The sequence below is a fragment of the Rudaeicoccus suwonensis genome (assembly GCF_007829035.1).
In the GTDB taxonomy this organism is placed as follows: domain Bacteria; phylum Actinomycetota; class Actinomycetes; order Actinomycetales; family Dermatophilaceae; genus Rudaeicoccus; species Rudaeicoccus suwonensis.
The window spans coordinates 1,001,471-1,025,598 of record NZ_VIVQ01000001.1; the positions used below are offsets into that span (position 1 = coordinate 1,001,471).

The window sequence follows — 24,128 nt, forward strand, 5'->3', positions numbered from 1 at the left end:
TCGTGCGCGCCGTCCGCGCGCGGAGTCGATCGGCTCGTCGGTAGGTTGCTTGTCGTGACCAGCGCAACCCCGCATGACATGTCGTATGCCGATTACCTCGACCTCGAGACGCTGCTGTCGGCCCAGCATCCGCTCGCGCAGCCGCCACAGCACGACGAACTGCTGTTCATCATCCAGCACCAGACCAGTGAGCTGTGGTTCAAACTGGTGTTGCACGAGCTGCGTTCGGCACGAGACCTGATCGGCGCGGACGAGTTGCCCGCCGCGTTGAAGCGGCTGGCCCGTGTCAAGCACGTCCAGGCGACCCTCACCGGGCAGTGGTCGGTGCTGGCGACGCTCACCCCGAGTGAGTACGCCAAGTTCCGCGACTTCCTCGCGACGTCATCTGGCTTCCAGTCGGTGCAATATCGCGCGGTCGAGTTTCTGCTCGGCAACAAGAACCCCGACATGGTGCGGGTCTTCGACAGCGAGCCGCAGTGGCGGGACCTGCTGACCGAGATGCTGCACGAGCCGAGTCTGTACGACGTCTTCCTGCAACTGCTCGCCCGGCGCGGGTTCAGCCTTCCTGCGGAGGTCACCGACCGCGACTGGACACAGCCGTATGTCGCCAGCGACGCGGTGCTGCAGGTCGCGAGAGAGGTCTACAGCGACCCCGAGACGCACTGGGACATCTACGAGACGTGCGAAGAGCTGGTCGACCTTGAGGACAACTTTCAGCAGTGGCGTTTTCGGCACCTGAAGACCGTGGAGCGGATCATCGGCTCCGCCCGCGGCACCGGAGGCAGCTCGGGTGTTCCCTTCCTGCGACGGGCCCTGGAGCTGACCTTCTTCCCCGAGTTGTATGCCGTTCGCGGCGACATTGCGAACGGAGTCTCCCACCGATGAACGACGAATTCGTCCAGCGCGCAGCACAATTGGACGCAGAGGATGACCTTGCGGCATACGTCGGCGAGTTCATGCCGGTCGAGCAGCCCGGCTTCGTCGCCTACCTCGACGGCAATTCGCTGGGCCGTCCGGTGCGCGCCGTCGGGCCGGCGTTGCAACGGTTGGTCACCGGTCAATGGGGCACCGACCTGATCCGCAGCTGGACCGACGGCGACGACCCGTGGATGCAGTGGCCCGAACGGGTCGGTGACGAACTCGCGGCGGCCTGCCTGGGCGCCGCCGCCGGGCAGACGGTGGTCGCCGACTCGACGACGGTGATGCTCTACAAACTCGCACGCGCAGCGGTGGCTGCTCGGCCGGGTCGCGACGAGGTCGTCATCGACACCGACAACTTCCCGACCGATCGCTATGTGCTCGAAGGGATCGCCGCGGAGCGCGGACTGCGGCTGCGGTGGATCGAGACCGACCCGGCCGAGGGGCTGTATGCCGAGCAGGTCGCGCAGGTCGTCGGCGAACGCACCGCACTGGTCGTGCTGAGCCAGATCGCCTATCGCTCCGGATGGATCGCCGACCTGCCCGCGATCACGGCCGTCGCCCATGACGCCGGTGCGCTCGTGCTGGCCGACCTGTGCCATTCGGTGGGTGTCCTGCCGATAGAGCTCGATGCGTGGGGCGTCGATCTGGCCGTCGGGTGCACCTACAAGTTCATCGGCGGTGGGCCGGGTGCACCCGCCTTCGGCTATCTCCGCCGCGAGCTGCAAGGCGATGTGCGGCAGCCGATCCAGGGGTGGATGGGCCGGGCCGATCCCTTCACGATGGGTCCAGGCTACGTGCCTGCTGCAGGGATCAGGTCGCTGGTGAGCGGCACTCCGCCGATTCTGGGGATGGTTCCGGTGCGCGCAGGTGTCGAGCTCATCGGCCGGGCAGGCGTCGCGGCGATCCGCGAGAAGTCGCTGGCCCTCACCACCCTGGCCATCGAGATCGTCGACAGCTGGCCGGACAGCGCCGATGTGCGGGTGAGTTCACCGCGCGATCCGCAGCGTCGTGGTGGACACGTGACGATCAGCCGCGGCGACTTCCGTGACGTCAACGCGCAGTTGTGGGGGCAGGGTGTGATCCCTGACTTTCGCGCGCCCGACGGGATCCGGCTGGGCCTCGCGCCGCTGTCGTCCACGTTCGGCGACCTCGTCCGTGCGCTTGCGGTCATGCAGGAGATCGTCGTCGGCGGTTGATGTTGCGTCGGCGCGTCAGGTCGGTCGAATGAGGGCCGCGGGTGACTGTGCTGGTGTCTTCGGCGCCGGACGAGCTGGGTTTCCGGCCTGGCCCTATAACGGATTGCGTTGCGCGGAAAAGAGATTGACCACTCCGACGGCGAGCAGGATCGCCCCCGTGGCGACGAAGACACTGCGCAGTCCGAATCGTGCACCGACGGCCGCTCCGATGAGTGGCCCGCTGACCTGGCCGACATACTGCGCGGACACCGACCAGCCCAGCAGGCGGCCGACGACATCGCTCGGCGCGCGGTGGCGGATCGCTGCGGTGATGGCCGGCAGCAGTCCGCCCAGGGCGGCACCCATGAGCAGCCGCAGGACGGCCAGGGCAGGCACGTTCGGAGCTGCAGCCTGGGCGAGGAGGCAGACTCCGGCGACCAGCAGACAGCCGATGATGACGCGGCCGTGACCGACACGATCGGCCAACCTGCCCAGGCGCGGCGCCGACACGATGCTGCCGAGAGCGCCGAGCGACATCACGATGCCGGCCCCCATCGACGCGTGCCGGGCGGTGCCGGCGAGCTGTTCGACGAACAGCGTGATGGTGGGTTCGACGGACATCGTCGCGAACATCAGCAGGCTCGCAGTGCCGAGCAGCAGGCCGACCTGGCCGGGGTTGTCCAGCCGTGACCAGAGCCGGTCTTTCCGAGACTGGCTCCCCTGCAACGGCTTCCGGTCTTCCTTGAGCAGAAACGTCGTGGCGAGAAATGCGACGAAGATGAGGGCGCCGGCGAGCAGGAAGGTCGTGCGCACGCCGACCAGCTCCGGCGCAAAGCCGCCGATCAGCGGTCCGGCGATGTTGCCGGCGAGTACGCCGGCGGACAACGTGCCGAGCGCCCAGGCGCTGCGATCGCGGGGTGTCTGGGCGGCGACCAGGATGGTGGAGCCGGAGGAGTAGCCGCCGAGCAGGCCGACCAGCAGTCGCATGCCCAGCAACTGCCAGACGTTCTGCACGAGACCGATGCACGACATAGCGATCGCCATACCGAAGCTGGCCCGGATCAGCATCGACTTGCGGCCGTACCGGTCACCGAGTGTCCCCCACAGCGGAGCCGTCAGGGCGGCGGTCAGGAAGGTCGCACTGTATGCCGCACCGGACCACGCGAGCACTCCGTCGCGGTCGTGAACCCCCAATTCCTGCACGAAGATCGGCAGGAACGGCACCAGCATCGTCATCGCCACGATCGTGGTGAACGAACCGCACAGGCAGACCACGAGATTGCGCTTCCAGTGCACGTTGCCGTCGTCGTCCACGCGCTCGGGCGTCGTGGAGGAGGTGGATGCAGGCACGAATGCCAGGTTGCTACCGCTGGATCGTCAGAACATCACCTATCCGACATATGAGACAAATGTCCGACATGCGGACGACGATCGATGGGGTCCGTCCGATGGCGAAGCGGTACCGTGCCGCTGTGCGAGCGATGAACGTGACCCTGGAGCGCTCACGCACGGCTCTGCTCGCCGAGATCGGGGAGTGGCGCCGGGCGCTGGCGACCGTGAACGACACGGGCCTGCTCGAACCCAGCGGATGTCCTGGCTGGGCTCGGCTTGAGGTCGTGGTCCACGTGCGCGCGGGTCTGCAGGAGCTGCTCGCGTGCTTCACAGCCGGGACCGCCCTGGCGCCGGATCGCGATGCGGCGACGTACTGGCTGGAATTCGCCCCCGGTGGTGGAGGCGGAACTGTTGAAGGAACGATGTGGTTGCGGCGCACCTCCTCGGCGTATGCGCGACCCAGCGGTGCGGTGCGTCACCTCGCAGATGTGCTCGACCAGACCGAGCACGCGCTCGGTGGATTGCAGGACGCCACGGTGCGCTTTCAGGGCCACGTCCTGAGCACCGGCGACCTGATCGCCACGTGGGCGGTGGAGTTGCATCTGCACCGCCTGGATCTTCTTGTGCCGTATGCCGAAGCGTCGGACGCCGCGATGCTCGCCCGGGAGACGATCGAGGTCCTCGCCGACGGATCTGCGCCCGCCGCGAATCTCGTTGCGGCAGAGCGCTTTCTGCTCATCGGCAGTGGGCGGGTCGAGCCGACTGCCGATGAGCGGCAGGCGTTAGGGGGGATCGCTGCACGGTTGCCTGTCTTCGGCTGAGCGGCACCGTCATACGCTGGGCGGGTGACGCACTTCGACCTGGCCATCATCGGCACCGGCTCCGGCAACTCGCTCGTGACACCCGACTTCGACGACAAGCGGGTCGCCGTCATCGAGGAAGGCATCTTCGGAGGAACCTGCCTGAACGTCGGGTGCATCCCGACCAAGATGTTCGTGTATGCCGCCGACGTCGCCGACCAGGTGCGCGGTGCCGAGAGGTATGGCGTCGACGCGCATGTTGACGGCGTGCGCTGGCGCGACATCCGCGATCGGGTGTTCGGCCGGATCGACCCGATTGCCGCCGGTGGTAAGGACTATCGCGTCAACGGGCCCAATACGACGGCATACCTCGGGCATGCGCGCTTCGTGGGACCGAAAGCGCTCGAGGTCGATGTCGACGGCCGCACCGAGCACGTCACCGCCGACCAGATCGTGATCGCCACAGGGGCGCACCCGGTGATCCCGGACGTGATCGCCGAGTCGGGGGTGGCCTTCCACACCAGTGACACGATCATGCGCATCGATGAGTTGCCCGCCTCGATGGTCATCGTCGGTGGCGGTTTCATCGCGGCCGAGTTCGCGCACGTGTTCTCCGCATTGGGTGTCAAGGTCAAGATCGTCACGCGCGGACCCGGCCTGCTGCGCGCCGAGGACGACGAGATCTCCGCAGCCTTCACGCAGATCGCGGCGCAGCAGTGGGAGGTGCACCTCGATGCGGTCGTCACGGGCGCCGAAGCCACCGGCAGCGGGGTCGCCGTGCAGCTGCACGGTGCCGATCCGGTCGAGGGGGAGCTGTTGCTCGTGGCGACCGGTCGTCAGCCGAACACTGCTCGCCTCGGTCTCGAATCCGCAGGCGTGGAGCGACATTCCGACGGTCGTGTGCAGGTCGATGCGCATGGGCGCACCAGCGTCGACGGCGTGTGGTCGCTGGGTGACGCCAGTTCGGACTATCAGCTCAAACATGTCGCCAACCACGAGGCACGGGTCGTTGCGCACAACCTGGCGCACCCGGACGACCTGCACTCGTTCGACCACCGGTTCGTGCCTGCTGCGGTGTTCACGCACCCGCAGATCGCGTCGGTAGGACTCACCGAGAAGCAGGCGCGCGCGGCCGGTCATGACGTCACGGTCAAGGTGCAGAAGTTCGGCGACACGGCATACGGCTGGGCCATGGAGGACACCACCAGCATCTTCAAGGTGGTGGCCGACCGGCGTTCTCGCCAGTTGCTCGGCGCCAGCGTCATGGGGCCCGAGGCCAGCATGCTGATCCAGCCGGTCGTGCAGGCGTTGAGCTTCGGCCTGAGCGCTCCGGAGATGGCCCGTGGGCAGTACTGGATCCACCCCGCGCTCACCGAGGTCATCGAAAACGCGCTGTTGGGCCTGGATTTCGAGGACTGATCTGGCGCGGACCGGCACACGCCTGCCGGCCGGCCACGGTCGTTGAGCAGCACAACTCCGCGCTACCGAACGGGTCAGCTCAGTAGTCGCCCTTGATGACGAAGTACGACCCGCGGATCGTGCCGGCCAGTTTTGACTTCTGCCGCGCGAACTTGAACCTCTCGGCGAGTTCCGCAGGCACCTCCATACCCTCGGACAGCTTGAAGCCCACCGCGCGCTTGCCGCCGCCGTCGAGGGTCCACAGCACATTGACGGCGAGTCCGCTCTGGTAGAACACGTGCACCCAGCGGATGTTCTCGACCCGGAAGTCGCTCGCCTGCAGCGGTGGTGAGGCGAATTCGATGTCGCGTTCTTCCGTGAGGATGCGGTCAACCCACTCGATGGTGGGTTGCGCGTCCGCCGCTGCTTCGACGGCGAAATCGTGGTCGTACTTGTTCTTGAAGTAACGAGCCTCGTTGGCGCGCAGGCCAGCGAGGGCTGCTGCCACCGGCGACGACTCCAAACCGTCGGTCGACACCTGTTTGAAATCCACGATCTGGGCCATCGGCCTCTCCCTACGACTCGTGCCGGACGCCGGCTCTGCAACTGACGATCCTATCGCCGGCGGTGACACGAGGTCCTGAGACTGGGTACATCCTGAATACACTCGCGCCATGTCCCACGAAGGCAGCAACAAGGCGATCCTGGCCGCGCTCGGAGCCAACCTCGGCATTGCGATATCCAAGTTTCTCGCATTCCTGCTGACGGGAATGAGTTCGATGCTGGCCGAATCCATTCACAGCGCGGCGGATTCCGGCAATCAGCTCCTGCTGCTGGTCGGTGGCAAGAAGGCGCAGCGCAAGGCCACCTCCGAGCACCCGTTCGGCTTCGGTCGCGAACGCTATGTCTACGGGTTCATCGTGTCCGTGGTGCTGTTCAGCGTCGGCGGTCTGTTCGCGCTCTACGAGGCGTACCACAAGTGGCACGAGGCTCACCTGGGTCACGGTGAGAAGCCGGGCGTTCACCAGCAGTGGTGGTGGGTGCCGATCGTGATCCTGCTCGTCGCGATCGCACTCGAGGGCATGTCCTTCCGCACCGCGGTCAATGAGTCGAATGTCCTTCGGGGAGAGTCCGGTTGGCGCGAATTCATCCGCGGCGCGAAGGCACCTGAGCTTCCGGTGATCCTGCTCGAGGACTTCGCCGCCCTGATCGGTCTGGTGTTCGCGCTCTTCGGCGTCGGGCTGGCGGTCATCACTGAGAATGCCGTGTGGGATGCCATCGGCACCGGTCTGATCGGCGTGTTGCTGGTCACGGTCGCAGTCGTTCTGGCGATCGAGATGAAGTCGCTGCTCATCGGCGAGGCGGCGGCGCCTGCCAAGGTGACCGCGGTGCGTGAGGCACTGGAAGCTGCCGACGAGGTCGATCGCGTGATCCACCTCAAGACCCTTCACCTCGGCCCGGAAGAACTGCTGGTGGCGGCGAAAATCGCTGTCGGAACCGCAGATTCGGGCAGGGTCATCGCTGCCGCGATCAACGATGCTGAGGCTCGCGCGCGAGCGGCCGTGCCTGACCTGAAGCTGGTGATCTTCCTCGAGCCCGATATCGACGCGGCCGCGAAAGACGCGTCGACCACCTGATGTCCGCGAAGCGTGCCCGACGGATCAGTCGCGCGCAGTCAGTCGCTTCGTGACGTTTCTCAGGCGAAGAAGGGCAGCGCAGAGACTGCCGCGCGTTTGAATGCGTCCGGTGGCAGTTGCGGCATACCCGTCGGCAGCACTCCGAGCAGGGGAGCGTCCTGCAGGTAGGCGCGATTGTCGATCTCGATCTCGTCGGGACTTGTCGGCCACGATCCGATGATCACACCGAGCGATCGAATCCCTCGGCGCTGCAATGCCTCTCGCGTCAGTGCAACATGATTGAGCGTACCCAGCCCGCTGCGCGCGACGAGCACGATGCCGCAGTGCGGCACCGCCACGGCGAGGTCGGCCAGCGTCTGGGCTCCGTCGGTGAGTTCGACGAGCAGGCCCCCCGCCCCCTCGACCAGCACGTGGTCGTATGCCGACGTGAGCCGCCGCACCTCGGCCAGATGTGCTTCTAGATCGGGCAGTGCGACGGCCTCACGAGCGGCGGCCGCGCGCGGAGCCATGGGCGCGATCAGTCGGGTGCCCTCCGACGTCGGCACCCCGGTCAGGCGGGCCACGACGTCCATGTCGCCGGGGTCGGCGCCGGTCACGCCGGTCTGCGTCGGTTTGTATGCCGCAACCGACCGCCCAGCGTGCTGCAGACACGCGGCAATGGCAGCAGTGGCAACGGTTTTGCCGACATCGGTGTCTGTTCCGGTGACGACGATGACCGCAGGGATCACAGCAGCACCGCTGTCTGAGCGGCAACACTACGTATGGCGCGTGCGACCTCGCCCAGCGGCAGATCCGCGCGAGCGGTGATCCGCAGACGGGATACCCCGTCCGGCACACTCGGCGGCCGGAAGCAGCCCACCAGAACGCCCTGCGCCGCGAGCGCGTCGCGCGCCGCGACCGCAGCGGCCGGACTGCTGATCGGCACCGACTGCACTGCTCCCGCAGACGGTTCGATGTGCAGCGCGTCGGCGATGAGCGCGGCACGCAGACCGATGCCGGCGACCCGGTCGGGCTCGTCCACCACGATGTCGATCGCTGCGATCGCGGCTGCGGCAGCGGCCGGCGCGAGGCCGGTGTCGAAGATGAAGGTGCGGGCGGCGTTGACCAGGTGCGTGCGCAACTGCGGCGAGCCGAGCACCGCACCGCCCTGTGCGCCAAGGGATTTCGACAATGTCGCGGTCACCAGGAGGTGGTCTCCACCGGCCAGTCCGGCGGCGTGCACGCTGCCGCGACCCGCGCCTGTGACGCCGATGCCGTGCGCTTCGTCGACGAGCAGCAACGCGCCGTGTCGTCGGCAGACGTCGGCCAACTCGATCAGCGGAGCGGCGTCGCCCAGCACGGAGTAGACCGACTCCACCGCGACCAGCACGCGCACCCCGGACAACTCCGCGAGACGGGCGTCGAGCGCGGCGACATCGTTGTGCGCGAAGAGTTCGTACGGCGAGCGGCACATGCGGGCGGCGTCATGCAGGGACGCGTGAGCGTGGGCGTCGAGCAGCAGATGGGCGCCGCGGCCGGTGAGGGCCGTCACCGCAGCGATATTGGCGGTGTACCCGCTGGAGAACACGAGCGCCGCCGCGTTTCCGGTCAACTGGCACAACGCCGCCTCGAGGTCGTGATGCACCGGGAGGGTGCCGGTCACCAGTCGGGATGCGCCGGCAGATGCGCCATACGTGCGCAGCGCCTGCACGCCCGCAGCAACCACCCGTGGGTCAGATGCCAGACCGAGGTAGTCGTTGGATGCAAGATCGATCGAATGCTTCTGCCGCAGAATGGCGTCGGTGCGTTCCGTGCCACGCGCGTGACGCAACGTGGCGCGTTCGTCGAACCATGCGTTCCAGCCACTCATCCGTGCACCTCACGCACGGCACCGACCAGGCCGTTGCAGATGGTCGCCACATCGTCGCTGGTGCTGACGTACGGCGGCATGGTGTAGACCAGATCGCGGAACGGGCGCACCCACACCCGGCGTTCGATGGCGGCGCGAGTGACCGCAGTGACATCGACCGGTCCGTGCAGTTGGATCACGCCGACGGCTCCGATGGTTCGCACGTCGCTGACCGAGGCGAGGGCACGTGCCGGCTGCAAGCCGTCGTCGAGTGCGGAGGCAACTCTGGAAACGTCGTGCTGCCAGCGTTTTTCGAGTAGGGCGAGGGACGCATTCGCGATACTGCAGGCCAGTGGGTTGGCCATGAAGGTCGGGCCGTGCAGCAATGCCCGGAAGTCCGACGCCGTGATCACGGCACCGACGTCGGCGGTGGTCAGGACTGCGGCCAGACTGAGATATCCGCCGGTCAGCGCCTTGCCGACGCAGATGATGTCCGGGCGCGTGTCCGCCCACTCAGCGGCGAACAGTCGCCCGGTGCGGCCGAATCCGGTGGCGATCTCGTCGAGGATCAGCAACAGGTCGAATTCGTCTGCGATCTCACGCAACGCCCGCAGACACTCCGGTGGATAGACATGCATGCCACCAGCACCCTGCAACACCGGCTCCACGATGACAGCGGCGAGTTCGTCGCGCTGCAATCGCGCTGTCTCCCAGACGGCATCCCGCCAGACGGCCAGCTCGACTTCGTCGTATTCCCAGTGTTGTTCGCCGTCATGCACGACCAGTCGAGCTGATGGCGGCCGCGGCGCGAAACTGTGGCGAGCCAGCACGCCTGGGAACGCCGAGTGCATCCCGTCGACGGGATCGCAGACGCTCATCGCCGCGAACGTGTCGCCGTGATAGCCGCCGCGCACCGTCAGGAAGCGTTGGCGTGCCGGTCGCCCGGCTGCGGACTGGAACTGCAGCGCCAGTTTGAGAGCGACCTCGACCGACACCGAACCCGAGTCGGCGAAGAAGACGTGAGCCATGGGTCCAGGCGCCATCGCGACCAGCCGCTCGGCGAGGTCGACGGCCGGGTCGTGCGTGAGACCGCCGAACATCACATGGCTGAACCTGTCGATCTGGGCGTGCGCTGCAGCGTCAAGGGTCGGGTGGCGGTAACCGTGCACCGCGCACCACCACGACGCCATCGCATCGACGACCTCGTGAATGGTGCCGCGCTCGTCCTCCAGGGTGAGCCGTACCCCGGAGGCGGCACGCACGGCGTATGGCGCGGGCCCGTCGAGAGGCGCGTAGGGATGCCAGACCAGGCCCTGATCTCGCGTGATCGTGCGGGACAGGGACGCAGGCGTCTCGACTCGCTCAGGCATTGGGCACGGCGGCGGTGCCGGCACCGCGACGACGGATCGCGGGGTCGTGGGACTCGGCATGCGGCCCGACCTGCTCCGGTGACCCGAGCACGACGAAGCCGTTGTCCCGGATCAGCGCCAAGTCGGCCTCGGCCGCCTGTCCTTCGGAGGTGAGGTAGTCGCCGAGGAAGATCGAATTGGCCAGGTGCAGAGCCTGTGCCTGCAGCGAACGCAGGTGCATCTCACGACCACCGGCGATCCGGATCTCCTTGTCCGGACAGACGATTCGCGCCATCGCGAGGATCTTGAGACAGCGCAGGGGAGTGAGTTCCCAGGTGTGCTCGAACGGAGTGCCGTCGAAGGGCATCAGGAAGTTCACCGGGATCGAGTCCGAGTCCAGGTCTTTCAATGCGAACAATGCCTCGACCAGTTGCGTATCGCTCTCGCCCAGACCCGCGATCAGACCCGAGCACGGCGACAGCCCGGCTGCCTTGGCCTTGGTCACCGTGTCGACGCGATCGGCATACGTGTGCGTCGTGACGATCGAGTCGTGATGAGACTCAGCGGTGTTGATGTTGTGGTTGTAGGCATCGACTCCGGCGTCCCGGAGCCGCTCCGCCTGTCCGTCCTTGAGCAGCCCCAGGCAGGCGCACACCTCGACGTCCGGGTGCTCGTCCTTCAACGCACCCACCATCGACGCCACCCGCTCGACGTCACGGTTGGTCGGCCCGCGGCCACTGCTGACGAGGCACACCCGGGTGGCGCCGCCGCGCAGACCTGCAGCTGCCTGCTCGATCGCTTCGTCGGTCTGCAGCCACTTGTATTTCAGGATGTCCGCCTGCGATCCGAGCGACTGCGAGCAGTAGTGGCAATCCTCCGGGCACAGACCGGATTTGAGGTTGACCAGGTAATTGACCTTGACGGTGTTGGAGAAGAACTTCCTGCGCAGCCGGGCGACTGCCGCGACTAGGTCGAGCACGTCCTCGTCCGGTGCCCGCAGCACCGCGAGCGCGTCCTGCTGCGTGGCGGTGTCTCCCGCCAGGATGTCGTCGACGCGGTTGCTGATGGTCGGCATGATGCTCCTTGTGATCCGTCGGTCAGCTGTCGACCCGCACTGCCGGGCGACATACCTGAACGGTGTTCAATGTCCTCTATTGAACACCGTTCAAGTATGTCGGGAGCCACCGGCTGGCCGGCGCGTCACAGAAGGGCGAGCGGTATGCCGTTGACGACCGACCGGGTGATCGAGACTGCTGCCGCGATCCTGCGGCGGCACGGCTTGGCGGATCTGTCGATGCGGCGTCTGGCGACCGAACTGGGAGTGCAGCCGGGGGCGCTGTACTGGCACGTCGAGAACAAACAGACTCTGCTGGTGCGGGTTGCCGACCGGATGCTCTCGGACGTCGATCTGCCGGACGCAGGCCCGGGTCGGACATCGGACACAGTCGCCGCCGCTGCAGCCATCGAGACGCTGGCAGCAGGGGTGCGGGCCGCGGTGTTGCCGGTGCCCGACGGTGCCGAAGTCGTCGCGCTCGGGTACGCCCTCGACCCCGCCTCGGTGCAGGCCTTCGTCCGATTGCGGGGGCTGGTCGGTGGTCTCGGCATCGCCGGCCGCGAGCGGGCTGCCGTCACCGATCTGATCGTGCATCATCTGCTGGGATGCGTCGGCGCAGAACAAAACCGGCGTCTCGCCGGTCTGTCGACGCGCGGCGCGGGTGCGTCATACGAGCGTGGCCTGCGGCTGATCCTCCGTGGACTCGCCACACGGTGACCACCCACGGAGGATCGGGTGCGACTCAGCCCGCCAGTGCCATGTGGTGACATGTGGTGGCCGAGAGGCTCTCATCCGGCCGCTAAACTGGTGCGCGGCCGGCGTGGGTGATGACCCTTGCCTTCGCAGCCCAGAGGGGCGCGCCGGGTTCTTGAACCGCGAAATCACGATCGAGCGGGCGCGATGCAAGCAGGGTCGGCGCTCCTCGGGCTGATGCCCGATCGACCACCGCTGGTATGCCCGCCGACATCGTTGATGCAACCCATGAGGAGTTCGGACGAACATGTCCTTCGATTACAAGGTTAAAGACCTGAGCCTCGCCGAGGCCGGCCGCCACCAGTTGCGGCTCGCCGAGCACGAGATGCCCGGCCTGATGTCCCTGCGGCACGAGTACGGCGCGAGCCAGCCGCTCAAGGGCGCGAAGATCGCCGGCTCGCTGCACATGACCGTGCAGACGGCCGTTCTCATCGAGACGCTGGTCGCGCTCGGTGCCGAGGTCCGCTGGGCCTCCTGCAACATCTACTCGACCCAGGATGAGGCCGCGGCCGCCGTGGTCGTCGGCCCTGACGGCACCGTCGACAACCCGCAGGGTGTGCCGGTCTTCGCCTGGAAGGGCGAGACGCTTCCGGAGTACTGGGACTGCACGAACGAGATCCTGACCTGGCCCGGCGGCGACGGTCCCAACATGATCCTGGACGACGGCGGCGACGCCACGATGCTCGTGCACAAGGGCAAGGAGTGGGAGGCTGCCGGTCAGGTGCCGCCCACGACCGACGCCGACGCCGAGGAGTTCCAGGTCTTCAAGGCGCTGGTGCGCCGCACTCTCGAGCAGGACCCGCAGAAGTGGACCCGGATCGCCGCACAGATCAAGGGCGTCACCGAAGAAACCACCACCGGTGTGCACCGTCTGTACGAGCTCGCCAAGACCGGTGACCTGCTGTTCCCGGCGATCAACGTCAACGACTCGGTCACCAAGTCCAAGTTCGACAACAAGTACGGCTGCCGTCACTCGGTGCTCGATGGTCTCAACCGTGCCACCGACGTGCTCGTCGGTGGCAAGGTCGCCGTCGTCGCAGGTTTTGGCGACGTGGGCAAGGGTTGCGCCGCAGCGCTGGCCGGTCAGGGCGCCCGCGTCATCGTCACCGAGATCGACCCGATCTGCGCGCTGCAGGCCGCTATGGAGGGCTACCAGGTCTCGCGTCTGGAGGACGTCGTCGGTATCGCCGACATCTTTGTGACCACCACCGGCAACTTCAACATCATCACCGCCGAGCACATGGCCTCGATGAAGAACAAGGCGATCGTCTCCAACATCGGGCACTTCGACAACGAGATCGACATGGCCGGTCTGGCGCGCATCCCCGGCATCGTCAAGACCGAGATCAAGCCGCAGGTGCACGAGTGGACTTTCCCGAACGGCAACTCGATCATCGTGTTGTCCGAGGGCCGGTTGATGAACCTCGGCAACGCGACGGGCCACCCGAGCTTCGTCATGTCGAACTCGTTCGCGAACCAGACGATCGCGCAGATCGAGCTGTTCACCAAGCCCGGTGAGTACGACAACCAGGTCTACGTGCTGCCCAAGCACCTCGACGAGAAGGTCGCCCGTCTGCACCTGGCCGCTCTCGGCGTCGAGCTGACGGAGCTGACCAAGGAACAGGCGGAGTACATCGGCGTCGATGTCGCCGGTCCGTACAAGCCGGACCACTACCGGTACTGATCCGGTGCGGGTGCGCGGCGGCATACGTCGCGAATCCGGGACCACCTGATCGCACCAAGCGGGTCGCGCGGGCATTGCCTGCGCGGCCCGCCCTCGCATGTGCCGTTGCCTCGCCCCAGGAGGCGAAGCGCGAGGCATGTCCCGCGGCATACGGTGCGGTGTGTGTGAAGATTGACAACGGGGCAGTGGACAACCGAAAGGGCAATAACCAGATGGACGGGCGTGTACTGGTCGTCGACGACGATCCTTCGTTGGCGGAGATGCTCGGCATCATCCTGCGCAACGAGGGCCTCGACGTGAGCCACTGCGCCGACGGCGGCCAGGCGATGTACGCCTTCCGGGAGCACAAACCGGATGTCGTGCTCCTGGACGTCATGCTGCCCGGGATGGACGGTATCGAGGTGTGCCGGCGCATCCGCGCGGAGTCCACCGTCCCGATCGTGATGCTGACGGCCCGCACCGACACCATCGACGTGGTCGGCGGTCTCGAGAGCGGAGCCGACGACTACATCACCAAGCCCTTCAAGCCACAGGAACTCGTGGCGAGGGTACGCGCACGGTTGCGGCGCGGCGACGAACCCGACTCGGAGTTGATGGAGCTGGGCGACCTGACCATCGACGTGACCGGCCACTCGGTGAAGCGTCACGGCGTGCCCATCTCGTTGACGCCACTGGAGTTCGACCTGCTGGTGGCACTGGGGCGCAAACCCTGGCAGGTCTTCAGCCGCGAATCGCTGCTGGAGCAGGTCTGGGGTTACCGGCATGCCGGTGACACCCGGTTGGTCAATGTCCATGTCCAGCGCCTCCGCTCGAAGGTCGAGCGCGATCCGGAGAACCCCGAGATCGTGCTGACCGTGCGCGGAGTGGGTTACAAGGCCGGACCGGCCTGACCCGCGCCGCAGATGCTGTCGTCGTGAGAGGCCGACTCGGCCGGTCCCTGGTCCGTGCCGGCCGGGCCGTCGTGCATGCCTGGCTGCGGTCGCTGCACTTCCGTGTCGTCGCTGCGACGGTGCTGCTCGGAACCCTCGTGGCTCTCGGCCTCGGCACCTACATGTACCACCGCATCGCCGACGGCCTCGTCAGCCGGGCAACCAGCCTGACCCAGCAGGAGGCCCTCACTCAGCGAGACAATGCACAGGGGCAGTTCAACAACGCGACACAGACCGATCTGACCTCGCTACGGCTGCTCGCCCAGCAGATCGCCGGTTCGGTAGGCCCGCGCGTGGGTGACCAGTCCGTCGGCGTCATCATCGAGCGGCCCGCGGACAACACCTTCCCTCCTATGGGAACCGTGAGTTCGGCCGGGATCAGCCCCTCGATCGTGCCGGCCAAGATCAAGGCGGCCGTCTACCACGATCCGACGCACCTGCAGATCCAGATCATCTCGATGTCGGTCGATGGCAAGCGGGTTCCGGCCGTCTTGGTCGGTTCCAGGGTCAACATCCCCAACGCCGGCGAATACGACTACTACCTCGTCTCCCCGATGATCGCCGAGTCGCAGATGCTCGGCATCGTCAAGACCGCCTTTGGGCTCGGTGGACTTGCCTTGGTGCTGTTGCTCGCCGGCATCGCGTATGTCGTCACCCGCATGGTGGTGACGCCGGTCCGCTCGGCGGCGCATGTCGCCGAGCGGTTGAGTGCGGGCGCCTTGAACGAGCGCATGCAGGTGTCGGGGGAGGACGACCTTGCCCGCCTGGCGATGTCGTTCAACGCGATGGCCGACAGCCTGCAGCGACAGATCCGTCAGCTGGAGGATCTGTCGAAATTGCAGCAACGCTTCACCTCCGATGTCTCTCACGAGTTGCGCACGCCCTTGACGACGATCCGTATGGCGGTGGACATGATCTACGCCAGCAGGGAGGATTTCGCGGCTCCGGTGGCCCGCTCCGCCGAACTCCTCAGCCGCGAGCTCGACCGGTTCGAGTCGCTGCTGACCGACCTGCTCGAAATCAGCCGCTTCGACGCCGGCGCCACCGCTCTGAAGACCGAGCCCGAGGACCTGCGTGAGGTGGTCACGCGGGTCATGGACGCCACGCAGACCCTCGCTGCTGCGAACAACGTGCGTTTGCGGCTGCATGCCCGCAAACCCGCTGTCGCGCCGATGGATTCACGTCGCATCGAACGCATCGTCCGAAATCTCATCGTCAACGCGGTCGAGCACGCGGAGGGTCACCCCGTCGACATCACGGTCTCGGCGAATGCCACGGCCGTCGCGGTCGCCGTTCGCGATTACGGCGTCGGTCTGCGCCCGGGGGATCCGTCGATGGTCTTCAACCGGTTCTGGCGCGCCGACCCGGCGCGCGCCCGCACCACTGGTGGGACCGGCCTCGGCCTGTCCATCTCGCTGGAGGATGCCGCTCTGCATGACGGATGGCTGCAGGCATGGGGTGAGCCGGGCAAGGGGGCCTGCTTCCGCCTGACGCTGCCGGTCCGCGCAGGTGTTCCGATCCGGCGATCACCGGTGACGTTGTCGCCGGACGATTCCGAGGCCGGTGTGGCGATGCCGACCGGCAACAGCCTGACCATCGGCACCTCTGCCGCTGGGCGCATCGATCTGATCGATCCCACCAGGGGCATGCGATGAGACGGGCAACTCGGTGGCTGCTGCTCATGCTCGCCGTGCTGACCCTCGCCGGCTGCGCGGGTCTGCCCAGCAGAAGTGGAGTTCGCGCCGGTGTCCCGGTCGACAACACGCCGGCCCCGACCCAGGTGGAGGTCAACTATCCAGGTCCACAACCCGGCGCCCGCCCGCAGGACATCGTCAGCGGCTTCCTGGCCGCCAACGCCGGCCTCGATCAGGACTACCAGAAGGCGCGCGAGTTCCTCACCACCTCGGCCAGCAAGGAATGGGATCCCACCACCGTCTCGATCTATTCAGGGTCGCGCCCTATCACGGTGACGCCGACCGGGTCGTCGACGGTGGTTGCAACCATCCGACGCACTGCCACCCTCGATGCGACGGGACACCTGACCCAGGAAGCGGGCGCCGAGCCGTACTCAGCGCAGTTCGGGCTGACCAAGGTCGGCGGACAGTGGCGGATCTCAAGCATTCCCAGCGGTTTCGGCACTTTCATCAATGCCACCGACTTCACCGGACGGCTCTATCAACCCGAGACCGTCTTCTATGCCGCGGCCACCGGACACACGCTCGTGCCCGACACCCAGTGGTTCCCCACGACGGGCCTGGTCACAGCACTCGCGACCGCGATCCTGCGAGGGCCACCATCCTGGATGTCCGGTATGACGATGGCACCGTTGCCGTCCGGCACCCGCCTGCAGGTGGCCTCGGTGCCGATCGACAACAACGGGGTCGCAACCGTCGACCTGACCGAGGATGCGCTACGGGCGAGCAACACCCAACGCAGTGGCCTCTGGGCGAGCATGATCGCGACCCTCGCCCAGGTGACATCGGTGCAGCGGGTCAACGTCGTCGTCGACGGAGTCCGGCTCGCAGCGAGCGGGCTGCCGCAAACGCCGTTGGAGCCCAGTGACGTCGGCTACCAGATCGATCCGGGCGGCGCGACGACCGTGATCGCCCGCACCAGCGAGACCGCCCTGCAGTGGGTCGACCCGGTGACCGGGTCGGCGGGGTCTCTCAATGAGCACGTGACGCCCAACGCCGGTCTGCCGGCGCTACCCGTCGTTTCGCAGAATTGGTATCACTTCGCGGCGATCTTCGGGGGCACCCAGCTCGCCGCAGTTTCCGGTAGCAATTCGCAACTCGGCCGCTGGATCAACGGCAAGCTGACGATCCTGCCGAGCTTCGGCTCCAACCTGGTCAAGCCCAGCTTCGGCACGATCCAGACCAGTGACTCCGGTTCGTTGACCGAGCTGTGGGTGGCCGGCATCACCGACGCCGGCCCCGCACCACACCGCGCTCCGGATGGCACCGCTGCCGTGTGGGTCATCAACACCTCGCAGCCCGTGGCCAATGCCCAGCCGCAGCGGGTGAGTGTCCCCTGGCTCGACGGCGGCACCATCCTGGCGCTGAAGGTCGCCCCCGACGGAACACGAGTCGCCATGGTCGTCCGCGACCGCAACGGCGTCAGTCACACTTACGTCAGCGCGATCGCTCGCAATCCCAAGTCCGACAGCGCGCAGTCGCTGGGCACGCCCCTGACGGTGGCCACCGACATCACCGGCGTCGTCGACGTCACCTGGGTCAATGGCACGACTCTCGCGGTGCTCGGGGCCGATCCGACGAGCGGGATCGTCGAGCCGGAGCAGATCCAGATCGGCCAGTTCAGCAGCTCGCTCAACGTCGCTCGCGGGGCAACCTCGATCATGGCCACCGGTGGTGATGGGGCGTTCTACGTTACGACGAACCAGAACACCGTGCTGACGCGGGTGGGTGCCCAGTGGCAGCCGTTCGGTGAGGCCCGTGACGTCATCGTTCCGGGCACCTGAGATAACCCGCCGCCGAGGCGGGCACACAGCAACGCGCCGCTGCCCGGGTTGTCCACAGTCCAGGTCGCCGTACCGCACCTGCACTGCCGCGGTGAGCGAGCATCGGCGCAGTGCGACCTCTCGCTGCCCTCGACGCGCTCGCCGAGTTGGCCCTGCCGCGCACCTGCGCCGGTTGCGGCCGCTCGGGCGTCTCGCTGTGCCGCACCTGCGACATCGCGCTCGATCGGCCGCTGCTGCAGGACGCCGCGGCGGTGCGTCCGCTCCCATGCCCCGTGGGTATGCCACCGACGTGGTCCCAGGTGCCGTATGCCGGGGCGCCGGCACGCGCGCTGCGGGTCCACAAGGATGCCGGGCGATCCGATCTTGCGCCGAGGCTGGCACGGCTGCTGCGAGCGGCGGTCGCCGGTGCCGTCGAGCACGACCCACTGGTCGGCGATGCCGTGATGGCGGGGGCGCCGGTGCTCGTCATACCGATGCCGACACGGGGCACGTCGGTGCGTGCTCGCGGCGGCGACCCGATGCTCACCCTGACGCGACTGGCCTGCGCGGGTGCTGTCCCGCTGAGACTGGTGTCCGCACTACGTGTGTCGGGTCGTGGGCGTGATCAGGCCGGCCTGTCGGCGCTGGAGCGCGCTGTCAATGTCCGTAACTCGATGGCGGTGCGCGGTCGCTGGGCGAGTGTCGTCGAGGGCGCGACCTGTGTGATCGCCGACGACATCGTGACCACCGGATCCTCACTGACCGAAGCGGCGCGAGCCCTGCGGCAGGCAGGAGCCGGTCACGTGGCGGCAGCGACGGTGGCGTCCACCGTGCGACATACCGGACGATGAAAGTTCCACGATGGTGCAGGTATTCGCGCGCCGGACATTTCCCTGTGGCCCTCCGTTTACGTGGGTCAGGCCGGTGGACTACCGTCAGGTCATGGAGCACCCGCTGCCGTCGTCGCAGCGCACGAGCGTGCTCTTTCCCGCCCTTGGTCGGGGGTGGTGTCGCGGCTGACCGGAGTGCCGCCCCATCCACGAACGTGTGTCAATGCCAAGGAGTGCACCATGGAAATCACCGTTACCGGTCGCCACGTCGACGTGCCCGAGCGCTTTCGCCGCCACATCGAGGAGAAGCTGAGCAAGGTCCCCCAGGTGGACCCGCGGGTCTCCCGTTGCGACGTCGTCGTCACGCACGAGACCAACCCTCGGCAGGCAAAGGAAGCGGAACGGATAGAGATCACCTGCCATGCCAAGCGCTCCATCATCCGTGCGGAGGCCAGTGCGGACGAGGAGTATGCCGCCCTCGATCTGGCGATGACCCGACTGGGCGAACGCCTCCGCAGAGTCAACGACAAGCGCCGGGTGCACCGAGGTCGTCGGCACCCGGTGTCAGTACACGACGCCACTGCTTCGCTTCCCGGGCCCGATGCTCCGACGGGGCAGGAGACAGCACAGGAGTTGCCCACCCATATCGCCAAGGTCGGCGGCGACGAGGACTGCCCCATCCAGCTACGCGAGAAGGTGCACACCAGCGAGCCGATGGGCGTCGACCAGGCGCTCAACGAGATGGAGCTTGTGGGACACGACTTCTACCTCTATCAGGACGCCGATTCCGGCAGGCCGTGCGTGGTCTACCGCAGGCGCGGCTGGTCATACGGGTTGATCCAGCTCGACGTCGTTCGCGAGTCCGTGGGCGCCTCAATCTGAATCTCACTGGCAGATAACAACTTTCGCAACGGCGGCCGCGCACCGAGTGTGCGGCCGCCGTGCTGTGCCTCAGCCCCGCGAGGCGTCAGTCGCTGACCGGCAGCCGCTCGAACAACAACAGGTCGACCACCGACCCGTCGCCGAGTCGTTCGGCGTTGTGCGCACGACCGATGGTGCTGAACCCGCACCGCTGCGCGATGCGAAGCGATGCGGCGTTGCCGTCGGCCACGTGCAGCACGAGGCGGTCCAGGCCGAGTCCACCGCGTGCGCGCGGCATCAGTCCATAGGTCGCGGCAGCCTCGGCTGCAGCCGACGCAAGGCCACGTCGGCGCGCCTCCGGATGCAGCCAGTAGCCGAGTTCTCCTGTGCTGGGCCCGGATCCGGTGAAGTTCTGCAAACCGACGGCCCCGGCGAAGTCAGCGGAGCCAGGCAGGCAGATGGCCCACCACACGCCGTGAGTCGGCACGTCGACGTACCGCTTGCGCCCGATGTATGCCGCAGCTTCCTGTTGCGTCGGGTGCGCAGGAAGGTCGAGCCAGTGCTTGCTGATCGGATCGGCCCACGTCTGCCGGATCCGCTCGGCATCAGTGGCCCGCAACGGTCGCAACCGAATGTCGGGGAAGTCCAGCACCGGTGGAAGCACCGCGCGCTGCGCCTCGCGGTCGTCATCATCGAGCACTTCGAAGTAGGCGCCGTCGCTGAACTCACCGGAACTGGTGGTGTACGCCCGGCGATCCGTTCCCCAGCGGATGAAACCCGCGCGCCGCAGGATCGCCTGCGAGGCGAGATTGTCCAGATCGGTGGCGGCATGCAGTCGCGTCAACCCGGCGCCACCGTGCGATGCGGGCGAAAACGCATAGTTGACAGCGACTTCCAGCGCTTCCTGCAGTCGGCCCGCGTGGCGCGCCGAGGGATACAGCCAGTAGCCGATCTCGGCGGACGTCGCGGTTCCCTGACCGATACCGAACAGCGCGATGTTGCCGAGCGCCCGGTCGTCGTCGCGGTCTGCGATGCACCATGAGATCGCCGAGCCGGAATCCCGTCGGTCGGCTTGCCGCGTGAGCCAGGCCCCGAAGGTCTGCGGTGAGGGCATGGCGCCCGCTGGCATGAAGCGCTCAGCGGCCTCGTCCGGCCGGTCCTCGTCGCCTGGCAGATCACTCTCACGCCATGGGCGCAGGCGCAGTCGGTCCGTTTCGAGCACCGGGACCACGGCCGGTGAAACTCGTTGCTCTGCAGCGTCGTCCGTGGCCAGCAGCTCCCACGTTCGGCCGCCGGTAGGCGCCCGGTCGCCATACGTGAGCACGCCCTGTTCTTCGCCGGCCAGCCGGAAGCCTGCCCGGCGCAGGACGCGCGCCGAGGCGCGGTTGGCGACGTCGGTGCCGGCCTGCAGCCGATGCAGACCGACGCCGGTCGAGCCGCTGTTGTCGGATCGGTCGGCGAACGCATGCGGCCGTAGCAGTTCGATCGCCTCTCCGACGACGCCGCGCCCGCGCGCCGACGGATACAACCAGTAGCCGAGCAACCCGCTGCCACGGGTGAGCATCGCATCCAGGTGCAGCAGCTGTATGCAACCGAGGGCTTGGTCGCTGGTGCTGTCGGCGATGCACCAGAAGACCGCCGATCCCGCCGCCATACGTTCACGGCGCTGCAGCAGCCAGTCGGCGTAGGTCTCCGGCGCCGGCTGCATCTCCTCGACGAAGTGCTGGGCCACGTCGTCGGTCGCCTGGAGTGTCTCGTCGTCGCGCCACGCTCGCAGCCGAATACTGTTGCTCTCCAGCGTCGTCGGCTCCCACCACGGGTGCGCTGGCACACCGCGCGGTGCGCTCGCGTCGAGATGCCCGATCCACAGATCCTCGGTGTTGCCCGACCCGTCCGTCGACTGCGCCGGCCACACACCGTCGACGGTGAAACCGGCCGCCCACGCGACCCTGCGCGAAGCCCAGTTGCCGCGACCGGCACGCCACGTCACCGTCGACAGGTGCCGGACATCGAAGGCGTATGCCGTAACCAGCCGTGCTGCCGCGGTCATCACCCCTCGCCCACGCACCGACGGGTGGCCGTTGTAGCCGAGTTCACCGGCGGCAGGGGAGCGGTGATGCAGGTTGATCGTGCCGGCGTACTCGCCGTCGACGTCGAGCGCCCAGAACTGCTGTTTCCCCGAGCACCAGTGCTGCCGGATCGTGGCGAGAAACTCCCGGGCGCAGGTTTCGTCGTACGGTCGGGGTAACGACAGCCAAGCCAAGGTGCGGGGATCGTTGCAATTGCTGACAATTCGCGGAATGTCGCTGTCGCGATGGGCGCGCAGGGTGACAGTGCCGTCGGTCAGCACCGGGACGTCGTCGGGGTAAGCGAACTCCCGTGTCACTCGGCGACCTCGGCGCGCAGCAGTTCGAAATACGCCCCGTCGCAGATCGTGCCGTCGAGCGCCACGAACGACCGGTGGTCCTGACCCCAGAGCCGGAAACCAGCCGAGGCGAGAGTCAGCATCGAGGCGTGGTTGGTGTCGACCGTCACGGCGTCGAGGCGCTCAAGGTCAAGGCCTTCCGGCGAGAACGCATAGTCCACAACGGCTTTCAACGCTTCGCCAGCGCGACCGTGGCCGCGCGCCGGCTCTTCCAGGGTGTAGCCGATCGTCCCCGATCGCAGCCGTAGGTCGATCCGGCGCACCACGATCGATCCGATGGCGTTGTCCGTCGAGGCGTCGGCGATGCACCAGCCGACCGATCGTCCGTTGAGTGCGCGGCTGCGGTGACGAGCGAGCCAGGTGCTCCATCCCGAGCGCGTCGGGCGCAGATCCACGCCCATATTCGCGGCGAGCACCGGATCGGGCGCCGGATCGGAGACGGGCCGGTCGGTGTCGCGCCATTCACGCAGCACGAGTCGATCCGTGCGCAGCATCGGCACCGGCAGCGCGTGCGCGCGCTGCGCCGGGCGGTCGTCGTCGCGCAGCAGCTCGAAGGTGAGTTGTGCCGTCGGCGGATCATCGGCATACGTGAGCGACTGCTGCTCGACACCACTGCGGCGGAAACCCGCCGCCCACAGCGCCCGCTGCGAGGCGAGATTGTCGGCGTCGACATTCGCCGCGAGCCGGTGCAGACCCATGCCGCCGGCGCGCGGGTTTCCGAACGCGTGCGGCAGGAGCGCATCGAAGGCAGCACGAAGCACGCCACGCCCGCGCGCATCCGGCGTGAGCCAGTACGCCACCATCGCGCTGCCCGCGTGCACGGGCGAGTTCATCCGGAACAGCTGGATGCCGCCCAGAGCCCGATCGCTCGTCGGATCGGCGATGCACCAGAAGGCGCCTTCACCCTCTGCCTGCCGCTCCTGTCGAACCGTCAGCCACTGCTGAAATCCGTTCGGGGTCGGTGCCGAGCCCATCATGTAGCGGCTCAGTGCGGGGTCCGGAGGATCGACAGGTATGTCGTCCGCGCGCCACGCGCGCAACCGGATCCCGTCACCGGACAGCGCGGTCGGCACGAACCACGGATGCTGCGGCGTGCGCGGGGCGGTGGCCAGCAGGTGCGCGTGCCAGGTGTCGGTGAGAGTGCCGTCCGGCGCGGTGCGACTGGCCGGAAGCGTTGCGTCATACGTGAAGCCCACCGACCAGGCGACTCGACGTGAGGCCCAGTTGCCACGTGCAGCCCGCCAGAGCAGCACCTGCAGACCCGGGTCGGCGAAGGCGTGATCGACGATGAGCCGGGCGGCCCGCTTCATCACGCCTCGCCCCCTGACGTCCGGGTGGGCGCCGAAGCCGACCTCGGCGGTGCCGATCGCCCGTGCTGTCAGTCCGATCGACCCTGCCCACCGGCCGCCCGTCTCGATGGCCCAGGTGTGTGGTCGCTCCGGCTGCTGCCAGTTGGAGCGCACCTGCGCGATGAACTGCCGTGCTTCGTCCGGGCCGTATGGCGCCGGCAACGACTGGACAAATTCACGTGATGCGGGGTCATTCGCGAACTCGACGATGCGGTCGGTGTCGCTGTCGCGAGTTTCACGCAGGGTCACGACTCCGTCGGTCAGGACGGGCGCTTGGTGAAGGTGGACCGGCATACGCACAGACAATCAGATCTGTCGAGTGATCTGGCCGCAGCGCCGGGAGGTC

20 protein-coding genes are annotated in these 24,128 nt (G+C 67.3%); 12 read left to right on the forward strand and 8 right to left on the reverse strand.

All coding sequences use genetic code 11. The features are described 5' to 3' along the window. The first annotated feature begins 78 nt into the window (after positions 1 to 78). Complete coding sequence (locus BKA23_RS04585; RefSeq protein WP_145228203.1) at positions 79 to 885, forward strand: tryptophan 2,3-dioxygenase; 807 nt, start codon at positions 79 to 81, stop codon at positions 883 to 885. Next, positions 882 to 2,117, forward strand: a complete 1,236-nt coding sequence (locus BKA23_RS04590) for a kynureninase (protein ID WP_145225903.1) — start codon at positions 882 to 884, stop codon at positions 2,115 to 2,117. The genes BKA23_RS04585 and BKA23_RS04590 overlap by 4 nt, the downstream gene beginning before the upstream one ends. A 93-nt stretch (positions 2,118 to 2,210) precedes the next feature. Here BKA23_RS04590 and BKA23_RS04595 read toward each other — a convergent pair whose 3' ends face one another. After that, complete coding sequence (locus BKA23_RS04595; protein ID WP_145225905.1) at positions 2,211 to 3,446, reverse strand: MFS transporter; 1,236 nt, start codon at positions 3,444 to 3,446, stop codon at positions 2,211 to 2,213. A gap of 131 nt (positions 3,447 to 3,577) precedes the next feature. Between BKA23_RS04595 and BKA23_RS04600 the strand changes: the two genes are divergently transcribed. Continuing rightward, the gene (locus BKA23_RS04600; RefSeq protein WP_246104595.1) at positions 3,578 to 4,249 is read left to right on the forward strand and encodes a maleylpyruvate isomerase N-terminal domain-containing protein; all 672 of its coding nucleotides are present in this window, start codon (positions 3,578 to 3,580) and stop codon (positions 4,247 to 4,249) included. Between the two features lie 24 nt (positions 4,250 to 4,273). Then, a complete protein-coding gene (locus tag BKA23_RS04605) occupies positions 4,274 to 5,647 on the forward strand; it encodes a mycothione reductase (RefSeq protein ID WP_145225909.1) in 1,374 nt (457 codons plus the stop codon). Between the two features lie 79 nt (positions 5,648 to 5,726). On the opposite strand, the gene BKA23_RS04610 is transcribed toward BKA23_RS04605, so the two are convergent. Beyond that, positions 5,727 to 6,191: a phage tail protein gene (locus tag BKA23_RS04610; protein WP_145225911.1), complete on the reverse strand. Its 465-nt coding sequence runs from the start codon at positions 6,189 to 6,191 to the stop codon at positions 5,727 to 5,729. Positions 6,192 to 6,300: 109 nt separating this feature from the next. Between BKA23_RS04610 and BKA23_RS04615 the strand changes: the two genes are divergently transcribed. After that, positions 6,301 to 7,263, forward strand: coding sequence for a cation diffusion facilitator family transporter (locus BKA23_RS04615; RefSeq protein ID WP_145225913.1), 963 nt, complete (start codon positions 6,301 to 6,303; stop codon positions 7,261 to 7,263). 59 nt (positions 7,264 to 7,322) lie between these two features. Here BKA23_RS04615 and bioD read toward each other — a convergent pair whose 3' ends face one another. The 4 genes from bioD to bioB are packed head-to-tail and all read right to left on the reverse strand — an operon-like array spanning position 7,323 to position 11,515. Next, positions 7,323 to 7,991, reverse strand: a complete 669-nt coding sequence (gene bioD, locus BKA23_RS04620) for a dethiobiotin synthase (RefSeq protein ID WP_145225915.1) — start codon at positions 7,989 to 7,991, stop codon at positions 7,323 to 7,325. Further along, positions 7,988 to 9,112, reverse strand: a complete 1,125-nt coding sequence (locus BKA23_RS04625) for an 8-amino-7-oxononanoate synthase (protein WP_145225917.1) — start codon at positions 9,110 to 9,112, stop codon at positions 7,988 to 7,990. Before BKA23_RS04625 ends, bioD begins: the two co-directional genes overlap by 4 nt. Further along, positions 9,109 to 10,461, reverse strand: coding sequence for an adenosylmethionine--8-amino-7-oxononanoate transaminase (locus tag BKA23_RS04630; protein ID WP_145225919.1), 1,353 nt, complete (start codon positions 10,459 to 10,461; stop codon positions 9,109 to 9,111). The genes BKA23_RS04625 and BKA23_RS04630 overlap by 4 nt, the downstream gene beginning before the upstream one ends. Continuing rightward, on the reverse strand, positions 10,454 to 11,515 hold the full coding sequence (gene bioB, locus BKA23_RS04635; protein WP_145225921.1) for a biotin synthase BioB: 1,062 nt from the start codon (positions 11,513 to 11,515) through the stop codon (positions 10,454 to 10,456). The genes BKA23_RS04630 and bioB overlap by 8 nt, the downstream gene beginning before the upstream one ends. Before the next feature lie 144 nt (positions 11,516 to 11,659). Here bioB and BKA23_RS04640 point away from each other — a divergent pair, with 144 nt between their 5' ends. The 7 genes from BKA23_RS04640 (at position 11,660) to hpf (ending at position 20,029) form a co-directional block, all read left to right on the forward strand. Next, entirely contained in the window at positions 11,660 to 12,211 is a 552-nt protein-coding gene (locus tag BKA23_RS04640; RefSeq protein WP_170226374.1) for a TetR/AcrR family transcriptional regulator, read from the forward strand. Positions 12,212 to 12,494: 283 nt separating this feature from the next. Continuing rightward, positions 12,495 to 13,931: an adenosylhomocysteinase gene (gene ahcY, locus BKA23_RS04645; RefSeq protein WP_145225925.1), complete on the forward strand. Its 1,437-nt coding sequence runs from the start codon at positions 12,495 to 12,497 to the stop codon at positions 13,929 to 13,931. Between the two features lie 212 nt (positions 13,932 to 14,143). Then, on the forward strand, positions 14,144 to 14,821 hold the full coding sequence (gene mtrA, locus BKA23_RS04650; protein ID WP_145228205.1) for an MtrAB system response regulator MtrA: 678 nt from the start codon (positions 14,144 to 14,146) through the stop codon (positions 14,819 to 14,821). Between the two features lie 23 nt (positions 14,822 to 14,844). Further along, complete coding sequence (mtrB, locus tag BKA23_RS04655) at positions 14,845 to 16,515, forward strand: MtrAB system histidine kinase MtrB (protein WP_246104450.1); 1,671 nt, start codon at positions 14,845 to 14,847, stop codon at positions 16,513 to 16,515. Then, entirely contained in the window at positions 16,512 to 18,338 is a 1,827-nt protein-coding gene (locus BKA23_RS04660) for an LpqB family beta-propeller domain-containing protein (protein WP_145225930.1), read from the forward strand. Before mtrB ends, BKA23_RS04660 begins: the two co-directional genes overlap by 4 nt. A 110-nt stretch (positions 18,339 to 18,448) precedes the next feature. Further along, a complete protein-coding gene (locus BKA23_RS04665) occupies positions 18,449 to 19,168 on the forward strand; it encodes a ComF family protein (RefSeq protein ID WP_145225932.1) in 720 nt (239 codons plus the stop codon). A gap of 219 nt (positions 19,169 to 19,387) precedes the next feature. Continuing rightward, a complete protein-coding gene (gene hpf / locus BKA23_RS04670) occupies positions 19,388 to 20,029 on the forward strand; it encodes a ribosome hibernation-promoting factor, HPF/YfiA family (RefSeq protein WP_145225934.1) in 642 nt (213 codons plus the stop codon). 85 nt (positions 20,030 to 20,114) lie between these two features. Here the strand turns inward: hpf and BKA23_RS04675 are convergent, their stop codons facing one another. Together BKA23_RS04675 and BKA23_RS04680 are read right to left on the reverse strand one after the other, a co-directional pair. Then, entirely contained in the window at positions 20,115 to 22,394 is a 2,280-nt protein-coding gene (locus BKA23_RS04675) for a GNAT family N-acetyltransferase (RefSeq protein ID WP_145225936.1), read from the reverse strand. Further along, positions 22,391 to 24,076, reverse strand: a complete 1,686-nt coding sequence (locus BKA23_RS04680; protein WP_145225938.1) for a GNAT family N-acetyltransferase — start codon at positions 24,074 to 24,076, stop codon at positions 22,391 to 22,393. Before BKA23_RS04680 ends, BKA23_RS04675 begins: the two co-directional genes overlap by 4 nt. Between the last annotated feature and the right edge of the window lie 52 nt (positions 24,077 to 24,128).